The following is a 20809-nucleotide window of genomic DNA, read 5'->3' as shown; positions in this document are numbered from 1 at the left end:
GACAAATATGAGTGACTTCATCTATACTTCAAAGCTTCCTGAAGAGAAAAAAAATATTTTGGATAAAATCATAAAAGACATGTTAAGTGAAATAAACACAAAGATTGTTCACTTAGGTATCAATAACTTTGTCCAACTGAACGACGACATAGCAAAGATTGTGGTGCCCTTTGTCGAAGATAAACTAGACTAGTATTCAATACATTCCACTTCCAACTTCGGATATAGTTTCCAAAGGAGAAACCGTATCCAATTCGGACTCTGGAAACCTTTTCGTTTCGTACAGAAATGAAATGCTCCTTCCCTCCCCTCCCATCGGTAAAATGCATCGCCCTTAAGGTAATTGGATAAATTTAGATCAATTTCTTGGTCAGAGTTTACGGCAAATTCTCTAGGTAAACTCTTCGCGTCCCAAACCAAAATGCGCTCTGCACTTTGGTCTTTCGGAAAGATTTGAATGCGGTCCCATAAAAAACGAAAAGAGATCGCCTGGAATCTCGCAGAGGGAGAGGTGAGAACTCCAAACTGGTTCGGAAGTGAAATAGGAAAATAGGCTCCTCGATTTGAGTGGCAGTTTGTATTCTGCCAGAGATTTGAAAACCAAGATGAACCCAAACTGTTGAACAATTCCTTCCCTAACGCGGAAGAATTTCGATCGAAAGCAAAATCGCCACCAAGGCATGAAAATACAATGTGTATCTTTGTTTGCCCAAGAAAGGTAGTCACAAATAGTTTCGGATTTTCGGCGATAGATTTTTCTGGCAAAGGCTCTGCAAGGCCAAGGAGTCGTTTCCATTCATCCATAAATTCCTGTATTTCTTTTTTATTTTGTTTTCTTACGAAAAATTCTCTGTTCTCATCCCTTGCTGAGACAGTGAAATTATAGGAACCTAGTAAGAGAGATTCTTCATCAATGAGAATTGCTTTGTGGTGCATGAGACCACCCCTATAACCCGATTCCGTTTGTGTTACATCACGATTCCCATCCGCATATACCTTACAGTGTGGCAAAAGTGACTTTGAAAGATGGATGGCTTCGTCGTTGAGAGGATTTTGATTATAGATTGCTTCAACTCTCACCCCTCGCCTGCAAGCTTCCGCCAATTCATGGCTGATTACCGGATCAAAATGAGTAAAGATCAACATTCGGATGTGGTTCTTTGCCAATCTAATTTGCTCTAGAATGGTATTTTGGATTTGCAATCCAGATTCAGGTGCAAAGTAATAATCCTCTTTGCCCAATGAGACAGTTCCAGACGGATCTGTTTGGCGAAGTACGGAAACTAATTTTTGAAATTCTTGCGGATGAAGGTTTTTCTTCCAAAATACATTGTTATCCTGCAATAAACCAGATGCCGTGAAATTCCCTGAACCAAGGAACGCTATTTTCTCATCGAATAACCAGATCTTTGTATGGTGAATGGAAGATTTTGACCATTTTTTGATCGGTATTGAATAGGAAGTAAGAAGAGAGTAGTCTTCATTTTGGTCACCTTGGATTTCGATCGAAATTCCTTTTTGTTTGGCTTTTTTCAAAGCAAGAATGATATCTAGATCGTTTAAACCATAAACAAAACCTGTAATCGTATGCTTGCTATCATCAATATCATTGAGAAGTAATCTTTTTACCTTGTTCTTTGTATCATCTGGTACATCTCGTCCTGGATTTGTAAAAAATAAGGAATCTGTTCCTGGGTTTATCAATGTAAGTATATCTGGATTGATTCCAGTGTCTGCATTCTTACAATTAGTAAGTAAGAACAAAATAAAAGTAAAGAAGACTACTGGATTCAAAATTGCACCATTCCATATAATGCGAGCAAGTCGGCTTCTAATCCAATGTGCTTTGGTGTTTGCAAGTGAGAAAATAGAAAACCCAACTCTCCTCCTTCTCGCAGAAAGGAAAAAAAGAGAGAAGACTCGCTAAACAAGAAAGATTCATAGTTTTCTTTTTTTAGGCTTATCTTACCATCACTGCCAGGAAGATTTCGGTACGGCAAAAGAAAACTTTGTAGGAGACGGAGTTTCCAATCAAAGATAAAGAACGTAATTTCAGATTCGCTATAAGAAGCGGGAAATCGACCGCCAGAGATAGATTGAGACCTAAGTAAGCCATCCTCCGTCAATTGCAAGGAGGGAAAGATACGAAAGGTTTGGGATAGGATGGGAGATTCACCCAGGTGAGAACCTGTCCCAATGTAGGAGAGTTTTTGAATCTTTTGGCTTTCGTCCCTTTGGTCTTGGTCACTCAAGTGGATGGACTGCCGAACCTGAATCCATCCTTCTTGGTTGCCTATTCCAAGCTGAACAGCTTCCCCCTCGATCGGAAAGGATCCGATGTTTCCTGTGGTTTGTGGGTTTGCTCTATCATAACCTTTGCTTAGCAAAACCTCAGCTTGTAGATACAATCCTTTTCTTTGCCAACAGATCCCAAGGTTTCCATGGAGAAAGCTATCCCCGTCGGCACCATATTTTGTCTGGTAACTTCTTATCTCCTTCGTATGTTTTCCAAGTGTCCCCAATTCTATGTAGGAGAGACCTAAACTTAACTTTAGGGGAGATTCGTAAACGATGCCTATGCTATGCCTCCGCCTCTGTGCAACATTGAGCTCGCCAGTCAATAGATCTGAAGGATACGCAAAGATGAATTTTTCAAAGAGTGGGAATGACCGATAGAGATCAAATAGAAACAATTGGATTTTAAAACGAGAATTCTGATCGGATTCGAGAAAGGCTCCCTCCCCTCCATCCACATAACCGATGAATGGTGATTGTCGGAACAAAAATTCCCTTCTCCCAATTCCGATTGTAAATCCCAGGATTTGAATCCCTGAGTAAGCATTTTTTCCTAAAAAAAGGATGGGTGCAGTCGTTTGAGAGACGGAAACGAAGGAGGCACTCAAATCCATACGAAGCCAATCTGAGCTATTTTTATATTGGTATCCTAGTTGGATTTTTCCCGTGGATTGTTTCTGTAAAAATCGATTTCCATTCTGAATATCAAGTCCCTCGTCTATACTCCAATGAACGGGAGTTTGCCTGTTTTCTTTTTCCTCTAAGCGTAGAGAATCTTGGATATAGAATGGTTTAAAGCTAACTTGGTGTTTGCTTTCTGGAAACAGAGAGACTACGGCGATAAAAAAAAGAAAGATTGAATGGATCATTCCGCTATCTTTCGGATTTCATAGTCAAACATATGACCACCAATTCGATTTGGCTTTAGGACTGCATATTCGGAAGTAGAAAGTGTTATGTGGAACTCTGAAAACGTTCCATACAATCCGTAACTAGATACTAATATGTCCTGTGCGGACTCTCTCAAAAAAAGTCTGACTGTTTCGGAAAGTGAAATTCCATTTCCAATGGTTTGTGAGGTTTCGACTGTTAGAAAAGCATCATTTGGACTTGCGAAATCAGGCAAATTCCAATACGAACCATCTGGGTCTACTAGGAAAGCACATTGGCCTGCTTGTAAATCGGAAAGATTGGTATGGAAGCTTTGTCCATTTGTAAAGGGGGCCTGGGACTGCGGGAAGCGTACATGGTAGGGAACTATTTTGTCTTCTGCACTTTCATCTTTGACAACCAAGTCTAAAATAGATATGGGGCTTACTCCAGTATTGCAAAAGTAAATCCATTCATTCTGTGCATTTTTAGGTTGGGGAGCGACAGCTCTAATCTGTAGGGAACCAAGCTTATGAACCAAACTCTTTTGTGTGTATGGAGTTTCCTCCCATTGTAAAAATAACAAACCCCTCTCATCAAAGTTAGTCGGTAATTGGTTTGGATCAAATCTAAGGGAAAGGTGCTCTCCTAAGATTTGTTGGGTCGGATGAGCCACTGCATATATGCTCTGGTCTGTGAATTGAAAACTTCCCGTACTCGTGGGATTTGAGAGCAAATATTCGAGTGCAATCTGTCCTCGGCCGCTATCTCTTTCTGTAACAACCAATTGAGGGAGTTTTTGGTTTTCTCTTCCAGGAGTCCCCTCCGATCCCGGTGAACAAACATTCGGAAAGCTTCCCGGAGCTGAAAAACTGTATCCGAAGGGACTCGGCTCTGGGTGGAGAGATATCCTGGATGAAAGAGAATATCCGCCTTCCAAATAGAGATTGGTGTCATAACGAAAGATTTCTCTTTTGTTCAATTTCTTGGGGTGGCTATAGGCCGAGATAAGCGTATTTTGGTTTGTAAAGCTAGATTCTGGTACGGGGATAAAATCACTTAGTACACATTGTCCGGTTTCTGTTCTCAGAACGGTAAACCTTTCCGATTTCGCTTTGTAAAAGGTAAATGTTTTTTCTTTTGAGTCTTGTAGGGAGAAAGTAAAAATCCCTTCTGCATTTGGATTTGATTTCCATTCTAAAAACCTCTCTGGTTGGGAAACCCCATTTGCCATCGTTCCAGCAAACAAGAGTTCGGAGAGCTCAAGATCCTTCAGGAGAGAAGGCATCGGTGCTAAATAACCTGGACTGAAATGGTAGGGATAGGTAACTTCCGGTGGATGAGGAAAGAAACCAAAACTTCCATCATAGGCAGCGGACCGACGTTGGGCTAAATTATAACGTAATAACACATACTGGTCTATCTCCGTTTTCCAGATCTTCTTTTCTTTCGCATCTAAGATACTGATCTCTGGGACTTGGTCTACGGAACGCTTTCGGCTTAAAGGTTTTTCAATGACAAAAAGATTCCAACCTAACCATGCTTCTTGGCTTACCAAAAAAAATCCTCCTCGCTTTAATTCTCTTTGGCGGCTGGAAAGCGGAAACAAGTCTCCTTGGTATTGGAGATAGAGAGAGCTCAGATTGCAGTCTGGCCCTAAATTTTGAAATTCGATGAATTTGGGCCAAATAACAGGACTTTCACTTCCGGGAAAATACTCAGTGAGTTCAATCTGTCCCACTTCACATAATGCAGGTGTTTTGGTATCGATAAATTTTGGAGGGTTTGTCTGGAAAAGACCAGGGCTTAGGCAATGGTTTTCATTTTGGAACAGATGGATTGGTGTTTGACATCCAGGGCTTTGGCTTTGAAAGCTAAAGAACTCATTTCCTTGTTTGAAATGAAAAGTGGCATTCGGGAGGAGAGAATCCCCCCATTTCCAGGCCCCTCCCTTTCCGATCTGTTCCAAAAAAGTGAAAGAAAAGACCAAGCCTGGGAGATTTTCTTGGTCGCTTACGAGAAGGCTCGCCTTCGGTAGCACCAATCCATAGTATTTTTGCAGAAGATTTTGTTCCAAAGGGCTCAAGGAGCTCGTATTCGTAGGGTCCTTTTGGAAGGCAAACTCCTCCCAGCCTGGGCAGAGGAACTCGTCGGTCGAGTTTGTAAACTCGAGAAATCGGGAGAAGACTGACTCTGAGCTTCGAAAACTTTCTGTTATATCTAAGTTCCCTGGCTTACAAATTTGTAACCATTTCAAATTCATTTCCAATATCCTCTCTTCTATTGGAAAACTTTCCGCACAGGAAAACTGGAATCTAAGGAAACGGTTTGTACTTTGGGAACGATTTAGAACATAACTTGGGAAGAGGAGATCACAGCGCTTGTCTTGCCATTGGTAAAACTCTGCTTTGGGAATTGTATATCGTTCATAGGAAACAAGTCCATGCGAAGACTCACGTGCTTGCCAAGAAAGAAATAACTCTCGGTCTGCCATTTCTTTTTTCCACTGGGATTGTTTGATTTCGGAAAGTGACCATTTTGCATTTTGGATAGAAATTATGCTACTCTCAGTAGCTAAGCCGTCTAGTTTTTGAAAGGCAGAGACAAGACTATTGAATTCTTCTTCAGTCGTAACAAAACAGATGCTAAACTTACCACCCAGTTCAGATTCAAAAAATGGGGATGGCATAGAATACAAACAGGTCTGTTGGTTTGAGATCCTCTGGATGCGACCTTTGCGTTCATTTGGTTCGGAAATGTTTCCATATTCAAATTGAAATTTCGGATCCTGTGGAAACTCTGCCAATCGCAAATAAGCACTCAGATCTGCTTGGGAGCTCGGTCGACAAGAAAGTAAAACCAAAATGATGAGGAGAATGCCTTTCACTGCAAAGAAAGGTTGGCTTACAAGTAAATGGTAACTAAAAATTTAGAGGAGGTTCAGACTTTTATTTGGCTCTTTGTTTTGATCTCCTGAATCTTTTCAAAAATTCGCTCTGCAAGAGTAGTCCCAATTCCTGGAACTAATTTTAACTCAGCTAAGGATGCATCTTGGACTTTTTTCTTGGCCTGAAAAAATTTTAGAATCTGTTTTTTTCTCACATTGCCTACATCGGGAATCTCATCCAAGATAGATTGTAGAGTTTTCTTCTTTCGTAGCAATCGATGGTAATTTACCCCGAATCGGTGCGCTTCATCCCGTACAGAACGTATCAATCTCATCATAGGAGAGTGTATATCAAAAGTATAAGGATCATTGTCCCCTGGAAAAAAGATCTCTTCGCGTTTTTTCGCAAGTCCAATCATAGGTAGATCACCAAGGTCTAGTGCATTTGCGGCTTCTGCGGCTCTTGTCAATTGCGTGGGGCCCCCATCAATGACAATCAAATCTGGTAAGGGCTCATCTTCATTGATGAGATGGGAGAGTCTCCTAGCGATCACTTCGTGCATCATACCTGGATCATTGATCCCCTCATAGCCACGGATTTTATAATGACGGTAACCAGCCTTATAGGGTTTTCCTTCTACAAACATCACACCACTTGCCACTGGTGAACTGCCTTGGAAATGAGAGATATCATAACATTCGATAACTCTGGGCAATTGCGGAAGTTTCAGATTAGTTTGAATTTCCTTAAGGGCATTGGTTTGGTCTCTAAGTTTGGTTGCAAGGATCCTTTCCGTGAGTGAAAGTTCGGCATTTTTCTCAGCTAGGCGAAGGAGTGACCTCTTCTGTCCTGCTTCTGGAAATTTAAGCTTGGGTAGTAGATTCGAATGTTCTTGTATAGCAGAAAGAACGGCATCGTAATTGCCTTTTGCCTGAGGTGGGAGAATGATCAAAGAGGGAATGGTACTTACCCGCAAATAATAATCGCGTAGGAATGCTTGGATGATTTCTTCTTCGGTGCTATAAGCAAGTCCAGTGATCGGAAAGGATTTTTTCCCTTCCAAACGCCCTCCCCTAACTTCTAGGATAATGACCTGCCCTTCATCCTCTCTACGAGCGAAGGCAATGATATCCTCGTCCCCTCCATCTAAACTAACAACAGTTTGCTTCTCTCTAATTTGGTTAATCTGATCAATTCTCTTTTTTAGAAATCCTGCCCGTTCATACTCCATTTTTTCAGAAGCAGCCAACATATTTTGTTTTAATCTCTGGACAAGGCCTTCCTTTTTTCCCTCCAAAAAGCTCAGAATTTCCGAAATGAGCTCTCCATACACCTCTCGACTGACATTACCTTGGCAAGGCCCTAAACAGCGGTGCATATGGAAATTGAGGCAAGGCCTTTGCGGTTTCGGAAGAGGTAAATTTAACTTCGTTTTGCGAACAGGGAAAATTCTATGGATCAATTCTAAAGCATCTCTAGCTGCTTTAACATCTGTAAAGGGACCAAAATAGGCATCCCCATTGTCCTTCACCTTTCTTGTTAAAAAGACCATGGGAAAGGCTTCACTAGTGGATACGCAAATAAACGGGTAGCGTTTGTCGTCTTTCAGCCTTACGTTAAACTTAGGGCTGTATTTTTTTATGAGTGTTGCTTCCAGGATGAGAGCTTCCGCTTCGGTTGTGGTTACAATCCAATCTAGATCCTGGATTTCAATATAGAGAGCTCTTGTTTTTTTATCCGGGTGGCGGGGGTTTAAATAGGACCTGACCCGCGATTCCAATTTGATCGCCTTACCAACATAAATGACATCTCCCCTCTCATTTTTCCAGAGGTAACAGCCAGGAACGGAACCTAGGTTTTTGATTTTACCTTGGATGTTTTTCAGGACAAGGGGATCTTTCATCTGGCTATGATTTAGACTCATTCTACGAATCCTTCTCCAGGACCTTTCCGCATAATTTTGAAATTGCATTATGAGAGCGATCTCAAAATCTAAGACTATGAAAATTCGCTCCTTCCTTCGTTATTTTTTATTGCGAGTCGAACTCTTCAACCTTTTTGGATTGGTTCCTATCATCATTCTTTATGTTTACAACTTTACCGATCGCAAAGAGGGAGAGGGCCTACCTATCCTCCTTAGCGCTCTTTTCTCCTTCCTTGTTGTTACACTCGGATTAGGACTTTTTGCTTTTTTGCGTTTTGGGACTCTCTTTCGCTACGAAAACGAACGAAACCAAAATGGGACGGTAAGTGAAACTACCCAAAAAAAAGCCTTGTTTTGGATTAAACATTTCACAAGCTTAACATGCTTAGATTTTATCCTTCGTTATGCGATCGGGTTTTCAGTATTTGCCTTTTCTTTGTTTCTCTTTACTGGAAAGTTGAACTATATTTTACTCAGTGAAATTTTTGTTGTATTGTTGCTTGCAAATTCAATTTCACTTCTCTTTATTTTCATTTTTGCCGACCACGCTTTCAAAAAATTCAATATTATCCAACTCTTCCAGGAAATATTTGCAGATTTTTCATCAGAGATGATCCGAGAAAGTCTCTCTAAAAAGTTAGCAAGCCAAACCGTAGTTGCGTTTCTCTTTGCCATTATGTTGATCTTTGTGATCAACTATCGATTGAATTTCAAAAATGAATCCGCCTTAATCGACCAAAGTATGAAGGAAAGTACATTGGGTTCTGAGTCAGTTTTAAGATTAACCTTGGTCAGCTTTCGGGATTCTTTGACAAAAAGTTTATTTGAAACAAATGAATTAACAAAACCGATTTTCTCCAAAAATGAAAACGATATCAAAAAAGTTTTAGAAGATATTTACGTTAACTCCAACCATTCTTCGACAGAGGCCCTGTTCTATTATTACCCAGAAAAAGGGATTTTTATCTCTACAAAAAATTATCCCTTCTCAAACAAACAGGATGTGTTTGCAATTCGAGATATCAGTGTTGCAAAATCTGGTCCACAAAGACACCAAAGCTTTGTCTCTCCTCTTTCCGGTGAAATGATATCGCCTTACACCTTACCTGTTTACGAAGGAGAAACTTTCAGAGGATTTGTGGGAGGATTTTTAAATATCGAAAGACTAGGAAAGTTTATCTTGAGCAATATTCACATTGGCATCGAAGGCACGGCTACCTTATTAGATGAGGATGGAACCGTATTGTATTCATCTCAAAAAACTGAAATTGGCAAATCAGCCAAAGAAAACCCATATCTAAAACAATTGTTTGGTTCCGAATCAGCTTTTGAAATTTATCATATCCACATTGATGAACACCCCAGAAAGTATGCCTATGTGCACAATACAGAGTTTCTTTACTATATCTATTCTCATTTTGAAATCCTAGAACTCTTTGAAAAGCAAATCAAAACTTTATATAGCACTCTGATCATTTCTTTGTTTAGTTTGATCGTGATTGGTATCATCACAATCCTTGTCATCGAATCCAAACTTTCGCCCTTGAAACATATGAAAACTAGGATCTCTGAAATGGCAGTCGGGAATCTAAAAACAGCTTTTGAAAGCACTAGCCGTGATGAAATCGGTATCATGGCAGAGGCTCTCTCTCAGTTCCAAAAAAAATTAAAATCTATTCTCACTCAAACGCAGGATAGTGCCCTTGCCTTAGGAAACTCAGGTAACGAAATCTTAGAATCTATGATCCTCCTTTCCGATGCAGCGCAAAGCCAAGCAGCTGGATCAGAAGAGATTTCAGCATCCGTAGAAGAAATCACAGCAGGTGTTGAAAACATTGCCATGAGAGCCGATACACAATCCTCTACTTTGCAATCCTTGCAAAGAAAGATGGAAGAATTGAATTCTGCAGTCCGAGACATTGATCAAAATTTTTCCAAAGCAGATACAAAAGTCAGAGAAATAACCGATGAATCCAAATTAGGTGAAGCTTCTCTGAAAGAAATGAAACGATCTATGGATAAAATTTCAGAGTCTTCTGGTGAAATGAGTTCAGTTATTGAAATCATCCATACTATATCCGAGCAAATCAACTTACTTGCGCTAAATGCTGCGATAGAGGCAGCACGGGCGGGTGCAAGCGGAAGAGGATTTGCCGTAGTAGCCGATGAAATTTCAAAACTGGCTGACAAAACAGCCAGGTCTATCGAAGACATAGAATCACTCATTGAGCAAAACGAGAAGGAAATCAATGTTGGCCAAGAAAAGATCGACCATTCCATAGACACTTTATCCAAAACGATTTCAGGTGTGAACCAGATCTACCAAATGACCCAAAATATGAGGGGCATAGTGCAAAGGCAAATCGATACAAACCAAGAAGTTAATGAAGGTGTGAAAGTCATCCAAGAACTTTCAGATATGATCAAAGAGGCTACGGAAGAACAAAAAACAGCCATGTTAGAAATCAACCGATCCATTGCCGAAATCAATAACCATGCCCAAAATACTGCGATGTCAAGTGAAGGGGTAAAAGAGAACGCTCAGTCCATGAATTATCTTGCCGAAAATCTAAAGAAGGAAATCAATTACTTCCATGTCTAGATCCAAACAGAAAATCAGTTGGAAAGATAGAGCCTTTCAGATTGGAATCCCACTTGGTGTATCTCTTATCCTTATCCAACTTGTAAAGTTATATGTGTTTACACCCTTAAAGATTACCAATGATTTTATGGCACCAACATTTGCAAAAGATGACACAGTTTATATCAATCGCATCTTTCGGAAAAAAAATCTTCTTGTGGGTGATGTGGTTCTCATACGTTCTCCAAAGGACTCCCGTCAGTTTATCCTAGCTCGGATTCTTGGAAAAGGCTCTGATGCCATTGAAATCCAAAATAGAAAAGCATTTCGCAATGGCGAATTAGTAAATCCTAGTCTCTTTCCGGAGCCCAAGGAAACAAACCTGCCAATTTTACCAAAAGGAAAAAGTGATACAGATCATATGGACAAAGTGTTCGTTCCCGCTCGTCATGTATTTGTATTGGCAGACAATCGGGAGATTGGGGTAGATTCTAGAGACATTGGAACTATTTCCGAGGATTTGATTGTAGGAAAGGTTTGGTGATCCGAAGCTAATCCTTTTTTTCTGTATTTTTTTTACAAACGTCACAAAGACCACAGGGCTCACTTTCCTTGCCAAAGTACTGGTATATACTTTGTAGACGACAGTGTTCTGTTTTGACATAGAGGAGCATTTGTTGTAGCCGCCACAAAGCCCTTTCCTTTTTTTGCTCAAATACCTCGGGACGAAAGTGGGAGACATCAAATTCTTGGACTAAACAAAGATTGCCTCTTTCCAAACTTCCTTCTATAAACCCATAATGAAGCAAAAGATTTAATACGGTTTGCAATCTATGGTCTCCTCTCAGTCCAACCAACTTTTGTATGTCTTTATATGTATAGGAGGGAAGCTCTTCTTTTTTGGTTTCTAGGAGTGAATAGACTCGTTTCATCATTTTGAGGTTTGGATTTTGCCATTCTACAAAATCTAAAAGAACAGCCAAGTCTGACTCCGTATAACATAAAATACATTCAGATACTAAACCATCTCGACCCGCCCTACCTACTTCCTGGAAATAAGACTCCAATTGCAGAGGCATTTCTGCATGGATAACTCTCCTTATATTGGGAAGGTCAATCCCCATTCCAAATGCATTGGTTGCCAATAGGAGGGAAATTTCTTGGCTCTGGAATCTTTTCTGTACACTCTGTTTTTCATGTGCTTGTTTTTTCCCATGATATGTTGCATGTGGCATCGCATTGGATTTTAGGATGTTGGAAAAAGACTCTAGAGATTCAATCAAATTAAAGTAAACTATGGTCGGTCCATTGACCTGCTTCTCTAATACCTTAAGTAAATAATTTTCTTTTTGTCTCGGATCAACAAATGACCTTACTCTCAAAGTTAAATTGTTACGTTCAATACCTCCGTCGAAAACAAGGTCCTCCATTGGGTTCCAACCAAGTAGCTCTTTGATTTCTGATTGCACGACAGGACTTGCAGTTGCTGTCAAAGCCATCATAGGAGGATTGCCCAACCGAATCCGCACTTCTCCTAACTTTGCATAGTCGGGCCGAAAGTCGTGACCCCACTGGCTCATACAATGAGCTTCGTCTATGAAAAAGAAGTTTACCTTTGTGTCCCCGAGGAGATCCCAAAATTCTTTTTTTCGAAACCGTTCAGGGCTCACATAGAGAAGTTGCATTTTTCTGTCTGCCAGTCTGCGGTTTACTTTGTTCCTCTCCTCTGAGGTCTGTGCACTATGTAAGGCATCTGCCTCTAAATTTCGTTTCTGTAAAGAGTAGACTTGGTCTACCATCAGTGCAATGAGAGGGCTCACAACAATGCTTAAACCTGGGTTCATAAAGGCAGGGATTTGGAAACAAAGGGATTTTCCCGAACCCGTTGGCATGAGGACTAAACTCGATTTTTTTGCCAAACAATGGTCTATGGCCTCTTTCTGTGGGCTCCTAAATTCCGAAATGGAAAAGAGATCCCGAAGCGCTGCGAAGGAATGAGCCATACGATGGTGTAAACACTCTCTTTTGTTTTCACTCATCCCTCCAACTACTTTTCCTAAGGCCCAGCCCATCAAAACAACTCTTGGACAGATAAAATTCGAATGAATTTCCATACTGGAATCATTATTCGCTTTCCTTTTTGCCTAAAGACTCCATCACAAATGTATGAAAGAAATCTGTATCATCGGCGGTGGGATCATGGGACAAGGCATGGCTTACCGAAGTTTGCAAGCAGGACACAAAGTATATGTCTTTGCGAGAAACCCAGAAAAGCTGCGTCGTTCCAAAGAACCAATCGGGCAGTGGAACGAGCACCCAAACCTAAAGATAAGCAATGAATGGGCAGATTTGCCAATGCATTCTGACCTTTCTATACTTTGTCTGACAAGGGATGAAGTTGTTTGGGAACATTTTTTACATTCACTCCAAAAATCTCCAAAATTCATTTTAGATACAGGGACAAGTTCTCCCGAAATCACAAAACGTATGTTTGATGAAGCAAACAAACAAAACATTGAATTCGCTGACTCGCCAATGACGGGAAGTAAACTTGCCGCCAGAGATGGACAGATTTTATTTATGTTTGGTGGTGAAGAGAAGCAGATCAATGATCTTTCTTTTTTTTACAAAAACACATCCAAGGCAGTCGTACATTGTGGTCCTGTAGGCTTTGGACAAAAAGCAAAGTTAGCATTGAACCTCACACAAGCTGGCCTCTTACAAGTGTATCTAGAAGGATGGGAGCTGGCAAAACATGCCGGGATTAGCTGGCCTACCTACCAAACGATTCTCAGCCAATCCGCTGCCCACTCAGCCCTATTCCAATTTAAATTTTCTCAAATCCAAAGTGGGGATTTCGAGCCTCATTTCTCCCTTAAAAATATGCACAAGGATGTGGAACATGCTTTGCACCTTGCTTCCGAAGAAAGGCTTTCCCTACCCCTTTCCGAGGGATTAGAAAGCATTTTCCAAAAAGCTATGGATCTGGGGCTCTCGGAGGAGGACTTTGCCTCCCTATCGAAAGTGCCCAAGTCGGCTTTGTCGTAAAGTGAGTGACAGAGGGCTTCCTTCCTAGACTTTGTAAATACAATACAGAAAAACCTCTAGAATTGACCTTTAGGAGTCTCTCATGGTAAAAATCGCAATCAACGGCTTCGGTCGCATTGGACGACTTGTGCTTCGCTCAGGGATCAAAGACCCAAATTTAGAATTCGTGGCCATCAATGACCTCGTGACCCCAGACAACCTGTCTTATCTATTTAAATATGATTCTACACACGGTCGATTTGACGGTGACGTTAGTTTCTCGGAAAACGAAATCATCATCGATGGAAAAAAGGTGAAAACCTTCGCAGAAAGAGACCCTGAAAAGCTTCCCTGGAAGGACTTAGGTGTTGACTTTGTCATCGAATCTACTGGCCATTTTACGGATAGAGTCGGTGCAGAAAAACACTTGAAGGCTGGTGCCAAAAAAGTTGTGATCTCAGCACCTGCAAAAGACAAAGACATCCCTACCTTCGTTATGGGAGTCAATCATGAAAAATACAATCCGTCCGCTGACCATGTGGTTTCCAATGCATCCTGTACCACCAACTGCCTTGCTCCCATTACGAAAGTGGTGCTCGACAATTTTGGAATCGTAGAAGGCCTTATGACCACTATCCATGCAATGACCGCCACACAACCGACAGTCGATGGTCCTAGCAAAAAAGACTTCCGAGGAGGTCGCGGTGCCTCACAAAATATCATCCCAGCTTCGACTGGTGCTGCCAAAGCAGTAGGACTCTGTATACCAGAAGTCAATGGTAAGTTAACAGGTATGTCATTTCGTGTGCCAACTCCGGATGTTTCCGTTGTGGATCTAACTGTTCGCACTGAAAAGCCAACTAGTTTAGCTGAAATCAAAAAGAAAATGAAAGAAGCAAGTGAAGGTTCCATGAAGGGCATCCTTGGCTACACGGAAGAGATGGTTGTTTCCAATGATTTCTTAGGAGATACTCGTTCTTCTATCTTTGATGCTGATGCTTGCATCGAACTCAATAGCACTTTTTTCAAATTGGTATCTTGGTATGACAATGAAATGGGTTATTCCAACCGAGTTCTGGATTTAGTTCGTTATATGTCAAAAAAAGGCTAAGATGAAACTTCCTCGGATTGAAGACCAAAACTTTCATGGCAAACGCATCTTTCTACGCGTGGACTTCAATGTCCCCGTAGAAGACGGAAAAGTAACCGATACAACTCGTATCGAAAAAACCTTACCAACAATAGACCTTTTGCTCTCAAAAGGAGCGAAACTCGTGATTGGGAGCCATTTAGGCAGACCGAAAGGGGGACCAGAGCCCAAATACAGTATGAAACCTGTATACGAAGCCTTCCAAAAACTCACAAAAGCGAAAGTTAGTTTCATTGAAAAGGTCGTTGGTTCCGAGGTTGTCTCGGCTAGCAAAGCTTTGGCGGAAGGCGAAATTTTACTCATTGAAAACCTTCGATTCCACAAAGAAGAAGAGGAAAACGAAAAAAGCTTTTGTAAACAACTTGCGGAGCTTGCAGATGTTTACATAAATGATGCCTTTGGTGCTGCTCATAGAGCGCATGCTTCCACAGAAGGGATTGCACACATTCTTCCGGCTTTTGCCGGACTTCTTATGAGAAAAGAGATCGAAATGTTAGGTGGTCTTGTGATGAGACCAGAGCGACCATTTGTCGCTATCATTGGTGGCTCAAAAGTGTCTTCGAAGATTGCCATCCTAAAAAATCTCATCGATAAAGTTGACCACCTACTCATTGGCGGTGGCATGGCTTACACATTTTTAAGATCTCGGGCTGTCCCCATTGGAAAATCCCTTTTCGAAAAGGATTTTGAAAGTGAAGCATTCCAAATCATAGACCGAGCAGGTGTGCAAGGCATTGACTTACAAATACCTGTGGACCATATCATTGCTGACCAGTTTGACGCAAATGCAAAATCAAAGACTGTAGACAAGATGGGGATTTTGGATGGATGGATGGGAATGGACATTGGACCCAAAACCATTGATTCCTATGCAAAAGTCATCAAAAACGCAAAGACTATCCTTTGGAACGGTCCCATGGGTGTGTTTGAAATGGATAAATTTGCAAAAGGCACGATTGAAGTTGCAAAGGCCATCAGCAAATCAAAGGCTAAGTCCGTTGTAGGTGGAGGCGACTCGATTGCTGCCATCAATAAAGCAGGTGTTGCTGATAAGATCACTCACATATCAACGGGTGGCGGTGCCTCCTTAGAATTTTTAGAAGGCAAAACTCTACCAGGTGTTGCCTGTTTGATCGCCAAAGAAGAGGGATAACATGAGAAGAAAAATCATCGCTGGAAATTGGAAAATGAATCTAAAACTTTCAGAAGCCAAACAAATTGCTCTTGGCCTCCGAAACCTTTCGACACCTAACCATATAGATGTGATGGTTTTTCCTAGTGCAAGCCACCTCCTCTCTGTCAGTGAAATCTTGGAAGGCAGTAAGGTAAAAGTAGGAGCTCAAAATGCCTACCCTAGCTCTCTCACTGCCATGACGGGCGAAATTTCTCCTGACCAATTAGAAGAGATTGGCATCCAATTGATTTTAGTCGGACACAGTGAACGCCGCCAATTTTTGGGAGAAAGCAATGAGATTTGCAACCAAAAGATTAAGTACTTTCTTTCACGTGGGATCCAGGTTGTGTATTGTGTTGGTGAAACCTTAGCAGAAAGGGAATCAAACCAAACCTTTTCCGTGCTGAGTGAGCAGATCAAAAAAGGACTCTTTGGAGTTCCTAGTGACCAGTTCAAACATTTAGTCATAGCATATGAACCCGTTTGGGCAATTGGTACGGGAAAAGTGGCAAGCCCCGAGCAAGCTGAAGAAGCACATGCCTACATACGAAAGGAAATTTCTTCTTTGTTTGTAGGTGCGCAAACGATAGCTGAATCCATTCAGATTTTATATGGTGGTTCGGTTAAGCCAGACAACATTGCTTCTCTTCTTTCCAAACCCAACATTGATGGTGGTTTGGTTGGTGGAGCTAGCCAAAAATTGGACTCATTTTTAGGATTGATAAAATAAAGGATTTTTTATGGGATTTTTAATCGGAACAATTCTTACTCTTTTCATTTTGGTATCATTGTTTTTGATACTTTTAGTGATGATTCAAACAGGCAAAGGCGGCTCAGCCGGAATGTTAGGTGGTTCAACAGCTAGCCAGTCAGTGTTTGGAGCATCCACCGCGGATGTTATGACCAAAACGACAAGGGTTGCGGCCATTTTGTTCATAATACTTTCACTCACGCTCTCTTTTTTATTTGCAAAGAAGGATGAGGTTCTACTCCCTGATTCAGAACCAAGCATCGAAGTACCGGCAGACAATGAAAGAAGCCCTGAAACGACCCCATCTAGCACACCTTAGTTCTCTATTTCTATTCGTAGTTGTTTCTCTTTCAGGAGAGACAGCTACTTCGTCGAAAGAAAAGTCATTAGACAAAGAAATCCTCTTCCTATACAATGAATTGGCTAGGCATCGAGACCTCCTTTCCGTACAAACTGTTTCCAATCTACCAAGCAATACGGTCTTTACTTTCCTTGGGAAGTACCCAAATCGACAAGGATTTACACTCAAAAAATTCTTCATAGATACTGATCCAAACCACAAGGGCCGAGTCAAAACATCCGAAGAGAAATCCATCACCTTAGAATTTACTGGAAATACGTTGAGTAAAGTAGAGATTCGCATAATTTCCGAAGACACACAAATCCAACAAAAAACTAAAACTATCTTAATCGAAAATACCCCTCTGGATGAAGAAACCAATGACCTAAAGATTCTTTTCTCGAGTATCGAGGGAGAGGAGCAGATGTTACTATCTGACCTTACAAATGATTCATTTAAATCAGAAAGGACTGATTTCAAACGAGATTTTTACATTAAAATTTTACAAGATTTCCAATCACAATTGTATTCCATTCGGCTGTTACAGAAAGAGCAAAGTTCTAAAAAACAAAATCGAATTTTCAAACAGTTAGATGGTTCACTGAAATATTGATTCTATGAATTCTCCCAATAATTCAGAGACTACAGTGGAGCAGATCACAGAGAAAGCGAGAGAGCTAGAGGCTATTTATGATGTAGTGCAGGATCCCATTGTTCTCATTGATTCCAATTTCAACATCCAAAGAGCAAATCTAGCCACAATAGATTTTGTAAAAATATTTGAATTTGAAAAGATTTTAAACAGAAAATGTTTCGAAGTACTCTACCAAAAGAGTGAAATTTGCCCCTATTGTCCCTACAGTAAGATGCAGGTAAAAGAAAAAAAACAAACTTCTCGGGAAATCTTTATTCGCACTCAGGAAAAAAAACAAACTTTAAATATAGAATTTTACCCCTATCCAAAAAATGAAGGTGAGTTTTGGATTGTTGAGAAGATATCAGATGTCACCAAACAGAAGGAAAAGGAAGAAGAATCTTTCCGAATGCGGAACCTAGCTTCCTTAGGTATCTTGGTCTCTGGTATTGCACACGAATTAAACAATCCACTGACAGGCATTAGTTTAACTCTTCAAAATTTGGCATCAAGTTGGAAAACCGCAAACCCAGAACAAATCGAAAAACGATTGGAAATGATTAAGAATGATACGGCACGGGCAGCCATGATAGTATCTGACATCATCTCCTTTGCAAAATCCGAAAAAGTAAAAGTTACACTTGGGAATATAGCAGAAACGATTCATAGGGCAAAGGATACGATTGCAAGACTGTACCCTCATTTGAGCAAAAACATACTCTGGAAGATAGATTATGACAATGACTATCAATTCCCGTTCCACCCTGCCAAAATGGAACGTTTATTTATGAACCTATTTCGCAACTCTCTCCAGGCATTTGATTACCGAGCTGGTGAAATCAATGTGAGCATTCGAAAAACGAAAAATATGATACATATCATCGTGGAAGATGATGCAGGTGGAATTCCCGATTCCATCATCCATAAAATTTTTGATCCATTCTTTACGAACAACAAATCTGGTACGGGGACAGGATTGGGACTTTCGATTTGTCACTCTATCGTAAAGGAACATGAAGGGAATATCAGCGTAAAGTCCTCCGATAACAAAACTAGATTTAAAATCTCTTTTCCAGTTCTGGATTCGACAGAAGGAGTCACAGCCTGATGCAAAAATCACTTCTAATCGTTGAAGATATTCATTCCATCCGAGAGGCAATCATTGACCTTCTATCAAACAAGTACCGCGTTTTTGGTGCAGAAAATTTTGATGAAGCAATGACTATTTTACAAAACGAAAAAATTGATCTAACCATTACAGATATTAGACTACCTGGTAAGTCAGGCATTGATATTGTAAAGCATATTCAAACAAACTATCCAAATACCATTTACTCTTTGATGACTGCATATAATATCAATGACTATATTCATTATGCCAAAGAGCTAAATATATGGAATATCATTCCTAAATATTCTTTTTTAGACATTCACCTCATAGAGGTTATGGTAGATAAGTTACTTAGCAATGATATCTTTGGTGTTGAGAAGTACTTTGGTTCCGAATTTATAATCAAAAAAGATAATGTAAACACTGAGTTTGAAGATGCTCCCAAAAATGGCGTCATCTACAAACAAATCACTTCAGACCAAGATCGATCCATCCTCTGTGGTAAAATATCCAAGTATCTGATTCAGCTGGGAGCACCTAAAGCGATCCAACAAGTTCTTGAAGAACTAACCTCTAATGCCATGATACGTGCACCAAGAACAAGCGAGGGAGAATACAAATACCAATTCGAAATTCCATCCCACGATATGGTAGTAGCCGTAGATAATATTGAGTTATCAAAAGATGATTATTTTACAATTGGCTATGGTTCAACAGATACCACACTCTTTATCGTTGTCAGAGACCAATTTGGTAGCCTTCGTAAGGAAGAGATTTTACATCGGTTGGATCGCCATATAAGTGTGGATGAATCGACTGGCTTTCCCAAAGGATTGGGTGATAGCCATGGTCGTGGCCTCTACATCTGCCGTGAAATATCGGACCAATTGATATTCAACATAGAACCTGGGAAGTGCACAGAAACCATTGCTATGGTGAATCGTGAAGGTAGGTCGGGATTCAAAGCACTCTCTATCTATGAAATCAATACTAAGGAAAGTATCTAAACTGGTATATATCCTTCTTCGTTTCCAAATAAAAAACATTCTCCGCTTTACCTGGGAAGAGTCGTATCGGAGTTTCATCCAAAGGGATAGATTTTCGATTCAATTCGATTCCGTTCTCGTCCAAAAAGACAATTTCATTTTCTAAATTGTATACAAATCCGCCAGCATAGACAAATGAAACTTGGTAAACACCACCTTTTTTCTGTTTGGGGATCTCCCATAGTAAAGTTTCTTTCTCTTGGAAACTTAATTTATCAGGAAAATTGACTAATAATTTTGCCTTATCATTGATGGCAAAGTATAGTTTATGCGTATAAACGTTTTGGATTTCCCATTCTTCCTCTAGCTCACCTGTTTCATCAAGCAATCCAAAAAAATCTTTTTGATTCAGGGAAAAGTGTATCAATGCCAACTTTCCGTTAGGTGATAGTGAAATACTTTTAAAAAATGCTCCTGGTTTTTCGGAGGAGAGATCTTTCTCAAAAAGAGTGTTTCCCTTTTCGTCCACTCGGTAGAGTTCTCCCCCAGAAAATAATACGATGGCTCCATTGCCTTTTTTATCAAAATCGTAATCGGTTAAAAACCTTCCGTGGAGAGCACCTTTTCCTAATTTGTTACCACTCACATCCATGAGAAATACAGTATTATTATCACCTGATAGGTACAATACGGGAGATGCAAAATATCCAGACCGAGGATAGGAATTGATATCTTTGTTCCAAAAGAGTTCTCCCTTTTCAGAGAAAAAGTTCACAGAATCACCAATCTTTTGGTATTCAATGTAACCTTTTCCGAGCAAAGCAAAATCAACAAAGTTCGGATCAGTATACTGCGAAGATTTTCCAAGAGAGAATGAATAGAACTTATCACCTATCTTATAACCGTTCAAGGTTTGGGTAGGTACTTCTCCAAGCTTTGGTGAGGCTGTTCCAAAAGCTCCTTCTTTATTCCAAACCCAAGTCTCGCGAATGGACGGAACCATGCTGTATTCGACATCCCAAAGAAAAAAGAATAATACCGAAAAGATGAGTGTATTGAAGATGATCTGCATATATCC

17 protein-coding genes are annotated in these 20809 nt (G+C 40.4%); 11 read left to right on the top strand and 6 right to left on the bottom strand.

All coding sequences use genetic code 11. From position 1 onward, the window contains the following. Positions 1-7 precede the first annotated feature (7 nt). The gene (locus DI060_RS01365) at positions 8-193 is read left to right on the top strand and encodes a hypothetical protein (protein ID WP_108972923.1); all 186 of its coding nucleotides are present in this window, start codon (positions 8-10) and stop codon (positions 191-193) included. Here the strand turns inward: DI060_RS01365 and DI060_RS01360 are convergent. From DI060_RS01360 to uvrC, 4 genes are read right to left on the bottom strand one after another with little or no spacing between them, the layout of a single operon-like run. Next, positions 190-1794 (bottom strand): phospholipase D-like domain-containing protein, encoded by a 1605-nt coding sequence (locus DI060_RS01360; RefSeq protein ID WP_108972921.1) that lies wholly within the window; start codon positions 1792-1794, stop codon positions 190-192. The genes DI060_RS01365 and DI060_RS01360 overlap by 4 nt on opposite strands. After that, positions 1791-3164, bottom strand: a complete 1374-nt coding sequence (locus DI060_RS01355; protein WP_108972919.1) for an LA_2168 family protein — start codon at positions 3162-3164, stop codon at positions 1791-1793. The genes DI060_RS01360 and DI060_RS01355 overlap by 4 nt, the downstream gene beginning before the upstream one ends. Next, on the bottom strand, positions 3161-6052 hold the full coding sequence (locus tag DI060_RS01350; protein ID WP_108972917.1) for an LIC11755 family lipoprotein: 2892 nt from the start codon (positions 6050-6052) through the stop codon (positions 3161-3163). Before DI060_RS01350 ends, DI060_RS01355 begins: the two co-directional genes overlap by 4 nt. A gap of 53 nt (positions 6053-6105) precedes the next feature. Beyond that, on the bottom strand, positions 6106-7956 hold the full coding sequence (gene uvrC / locus DI060_RS01345) for an excinuclease ABC subunit UvrC (RefSeq protein ID WP_108973974.1): 1851 nt from the start codon (positions 7954-7956) through the stop codon (positions 6106-6108). 70 nt (positions 7957-8026) lie between these two features. Here uvrC and DI060_RS01340 point away from each other — a divergent pair, with 70 nt between their 5' ends. Both DI060_RS01340 and lepB read left to right on the top strand, forming a co-directional pair. Next, positions 8027-10579: a methyl-accepting chemotaxis protein gene (locus DI060_RS01340; RefSeq protein ID WP_244594245.1), complete on the top strand. Its 2553-nt coding sequence runs from the start codon at positions 8027-8029 to the stop codon at positions 10577-10579. Then, complete coding sequence (gene lepB / locus DI060_RS01335; protein WP_108972915.1) at positions 10572-11102, top strand: signal peptidase I; 531 nt, start codon at positions 10572-10574, stop codon at positions 11100-11102. The genes DI060_RS01340 and lepB overlap by 8 nt, the downstream gene beginning before the upstream one ends. A gap of 7 nt (positions 11103-11109) precedes the next feature. On the opposite strand, the gene DI060_RS01330 is transcribed toward lepB, so the two are convergent. Further along, positions 11110-12630, bottom strand: a complete 1521-nt coding sequence (locus DI060_RS01330; RefSeq protein WP_209451968.1) for a RecQ family ATP-dependent DNA helicase — start codon at positions 12628-12630, stop codon at positions 11110-11112. Positions 12631-12724: 94 nt separating this feature from the next. Here DI060_RS01330 and DI060_RS01325 point away from each other — a divergent pair, with 94 nt between their 5' ends. The 8 genes from DI060_RS01325 to DI060_RS01290 all read left to right on the top strand — a co-directional run bounded on the left by DI060_RS01325 (position 12725) and on the right by DI060_RS01290 (position 19752). Further along, positions 12725-13606, top strand: coding sequence for an NAD(P)-dependent oxidoreductase (locus DI060_RS01325; RefSeq protein ID WP_108972911.1), 882 nt, complete (start codon positions 12725-12727; stop codon positions 13604-13606). 82 nt (positions 13607-13688) lie between these two features. Then, positions 13689-14696: a type I glyceraldehyde-3-phosphate dehydrogenase gene (gene gap / locus DI060_RS01320; protein ID WP_108972909.1), complete on the top strand. Its 1008-nt coding sequence runs from the start codon at positions 13689-13691 to the stop codon at positions 14694-14696. Position 14697: 1 nt separating this feature from the next. Then, entirely contained in the window at positions 14698-15888 is a 1191-nt protein-coding gene (locus DI060_RS01315) for a phosphoglycerate kinase (protein WP_108972906.1), read from the top strand. A 1-nt stretch (position 15889) separates the two neighbouring features. Next, complete coding sequence (gene tpiA, locus DI060_RS01310) at positions 15890-16639, top strand: triose-phosphate isomerase (RefSeq protein WP_108972903.1); 750 nt, start codon at positions 15890-15892, stop codon at positions 16637-16639. Positions 16640-16649: 10 nt separating this feature from the next. Continuing rightward, entirely contained in the window at positions 16650-16979 is a 330-nt protein-coding gene (secG, locus tag DI060_RS01305; protein ID WP_108972901.1) for a preprotein translocase subunit SecG, read from the top strand. Then, entirely contained in the window at positions 16939-17613 is a 675-nt protein-coding gene (locus DI060_RS01300) for an LIC_12096 family protein (RefSeq protein ID WP_108972899.1), read from the top strand. Before secG ends, DI060_RS01300 begins: the two co-directional genes overlap by 41 nt. Positions 17614-17617: 4 nt before the next feature. Beyond that, positions 17618-18742, top strand: a complete 1125-nt coding sequence (locus DI060_RS01295; protein ID WP_108972897.1) for an LIC_12097 family sensor histidine kinase — start codon at positions 17618-17620, stop codon at positions 18740-18742. Then, on the top strand, positions 18742-19752 hold the full coding sequence (locus DI060_RS01290; protein WP_108972895.1) for a response regulator: 1011 nt from the start codon (positions 18742-18744) through the stop codon (positions 19750-19752). The genes DI060_RS01295 and DI060_RS01290 overlap by 1 nt, the downstream gene beginning before the upstream one ends. Here DI060_RS01290 and DI060_RS01285 read toward each other — a convergent pair. After that, the gene (locus DI060_RS01285) at positions 19736-20803 is read right to left on the bottom strand and encodes a hypothetical protein (protein WP_244594244.1); all 1068 of its coding nucleotides are present in this window, start codon (positions 20801-20803) and stop codon (positions 19736-19738) included. The genes DI060_RS01290 and DI060_RS01285 overlap by 17 nt on opposite strands. Positions 20804-20809: the final 6 nt, after the last annotated feature.

It is taken from the genome of Leptospira ryugenii, from assembly GCF_003114855.1.
GTDB classification, from domain to species: domain Bacteria; phylum Spirochaetota; class Leptospiria; order Leptospirales; family Leptospiraceae; genus Leptospira_A; species Leptospira_A ryugenii.
This window is presented reverse-complemented; position numbering and strand designations above follow the sequence as displayed.